3 protein-coding genes are annotated in these 2,452 nt (G+C 66.9%); all 3 read right to left on the bottom strand.

Going from position 1 to position 2,452, the window contains the following annotated elements:
- Window positions 1–44: 44 nt before the first annotated feature.
- On the bottom strand, window positions 45–863 hold the full coding sequence (locus ACOADB_RS14715; RefSeq protein ID WP_378599987.1) for an ABC transporter permease: 819 nt from the start codon (window positions 861–863) through the stop codon (window positions 45–47).
- Entirely contained in the window at window positions 860–1,708 is an 849-nt protein-coding gene (locus ACOADB_RS14710; protein WP_378599983.1) for an ABC transporter permease, read from the bottom strand. The genes ACOADB_RS14715 and ACOADB_RS14710 overlap by 4 nt, the downstream gene beginning before the upstream one ends.
- Window positions 1,708–2,452 (bottom strand): ABC transporter ATP-binding protein (locus ACOADB_RS14705; RefSeq protein WP_378599980.1); only part of this gene is annotated, 745 nt, incomplete at its 5' end. The genes ACOADB_RS14710 and ACOADB_RS14705, both read right to left, overlap by 1 nt.

Raw genomic sequence — 2,452 nt, 5'->3', positions numbered from 1 at the left:
GGCTCGTCGCTAGCGCTCCTCGCACCTCAACCACCGGGCAGGGGCTAGGCAGGCCGCTTGGACCTGCGGGTGGCGAGCATGTTGCCGAGCACCAGGAACATCGAGATCAGGAACATCGCGGTCCCGACGACATTGACCTGCATCGGGATGCCGCGCTGCGAGACGCCCCAGACGAACATCGGGAAGGTGACGGTCTGGCCGGCGTTGAGGTTGGTGATGATGAAGTCGTCGAAGGACAGCGAGAAGCTCAGCAGGGCCGCTGCCGCGATGCCGGGGAACACGAGCGGGAAGGTGATCCGCCAGAAGGTCGTCACCTCGTTGGCGTAGAGGTCCATCGCCGCCTGTTCGAGGTTCTCGTCCAGCCCGGCCAGGCGTGCCTTGACGGTCACGATGACGAACGACAGGCAGAACATCACGTGGGCGATGAAGATCGTCCAGAACCCGAGTCGACCGCCGAAGCCCGCGGACACGAACAGGGCGAGCAGCGAGGAGCCCATGACGATCTCGGGGGAGGCCATCGGCAGGAAGATGATCGTGTTGATGGCCGAGCGGCCGGCGAAGCTGTGCCGGACGAGCGCGAAGGCTGCGAGGGTCCCGAGGATGGTGGCGACCACGGTCGCGAGCAGCCCGATCTCGACGCTGCGCAGGACCGCGTCGCACATGCCGTCGGGCTTGCAGGGGTTGGCCCAGTTGTCGAGCGTGAAGTCCTGGAACGCGTAGACGTTGCGGGACTTGCTGTTGTCGTTGAAGCTCATCAACATCACGACGGCGATCGGGACGAACATGTAGACGAGGACGAGCGCTCCGGCCGCCATCACCACGTGGTCGCCGATCCATCGTCCGGCTCGTTGCAGTCCGTTCACAGGAGCTCCTCCGTCCCGGCCTTGCGGATGTAGACCATCACCATCGCCACGATGATGGCCATCAGGATCACCGAGAGCGCACCGGCCGCCGCGTAGTCGCCGGTGCTCGTGAACAGGTCCTGGATGACGTTGCCGACCATCCGCTGGTTCGGACTGCCGAGCAGCCTCGCGTTGATGTAGTCGCCGGCTGCCGGGATGAAGGTCAGCAGGGTCCCGGCGACCACGCCCGGCATCGACAGCGGCAGGGTCACCTTGAGGAAGCCGCGGGTCGGGGAGGCGTAGAGGTCGCCGGCCGCCTCGATCAACCGGCCGTCGATCTTCTCCAGGCTGGCGTAGAGGGGGAGCACCATGAAGGGCAGGAAGTTGTAGACCAGTCCGGCGATCACGGCGACGGGCGTGGCCAGCAGCCGGCCGTCCTCACCCATCAGGTGCACCGTCTGCAGGGCATCCACGACGAACCCGTCGTCGGCCAGGATCAGCTTCCACGACAGGGTGCGGACCAGGAAGCTCGTGAAGAACGGCGCGATCACCAGGACCAGCAACAAGGTGCGCCACCGGCCGGCCTTGAAGGCGATCGCATAGGCGAGGACGTAGCCGAGCACCAGGCAGATCGCGGTCGCGACGCCGGCGTACCAGAGCGAGCGCCACAGGGGTTGCCAGAACTCCCCGAGCGCGTCGGTGAAGTTGGCGAAGCGGTACGTGACGTCGTACCCGGTCAGGACGGAGCCCTCGGGGTCGTAGAGGCTGGTCGCGAGGAGCGAGAGGAACGGGATGACGAAGAACAGCCCGAGCCAGACGACGGCCGGCAGCATCAGCCAGTAGCCGGTGAACCGCCCCTTCCGCATCAGGACTCCTCCACCGCGCCGGCGTTGACGTCCTGGCTCGCGGGCAGCAGGAAGGAGAACTCCGGGCGCCACGACACGTCGACCTTCGTGCCCCGGGCGATGATGCCGCGGGCGCCGGTGTTCTGCTCGAAGGACATCAGCTCCTGGCCCCACGGCATCCGCACGAGGTACTGGGTGCTGACCCCCACGAAGCTGACGTCGGTGACCACCCCGCCCTGCATGTGGTTGCCGGGTGCGTCGATCGGTTCGCCCTCGGGCGCGATGAGGACCTTCTCCGGTCGGATGCCCACCCAGCCCGGACCGCTCTGCACGTGCGCCCGGTCGGCGGGGATCGAGACCTGGGTGCCCTGCATGTCGACCTTCACCACGTCGCTGCCCGCGTTGCTCACCGTGCCTGCGATCAGGTTGGACTGGCCGAGGAAGTTGGCGACGAAGGTGGTGCGGGGGTTCTCGTAGAGCTCGGCCGGCGAGCCCATCTGCTCGATCTCGCCGCCGTTCATGACCGCGATCGTGTCGGCCATGGTCATCGCCTCTTCCTGGTCGTGCGTGACGTGCACGAACGTGAGGCCGACCTCGGTCTGTATCCGCTTGATCTCGATCTGCATCCCTCGGCGCAGCTTGAGGTCCAGGGCGCCGAGGGGTTCATCGAGGAGCAGCACCTCGGGTCGGTTGATCAGCGCCCGGGCGAGGGCCACCCGCTGCTGCTGACCGCCGGAGAGCATGGGCGGCTTCTTGCGGGCCTGC

The sequence above is a fragment of the Nocardioides sp. CPCC 206348 genome, from assembly GCF_048654705.1.
Classification (GTDB): domain Bacteria; phylum Actinomycetota; class Actinomycetes; order Propionibacteriales; family Nocardioidaceae; genus Nocardioides.
The sequence above is the reverse complement of the archived record's forward strand: the minus strand, read 5'-3'. Positions and strand labels throughout refer to the sequence as shown.

Bases quoted from the DNA above. Each gene is read 5' to 3' on its own strand.
- ACOADB_RS14710 (WP_378599983.1), bottom strand. From the start codon at position 1,708: ATGCGGAAGGGGCGGTTCACCGGCTACTGGCTGATGCTGCCGGCCGTC.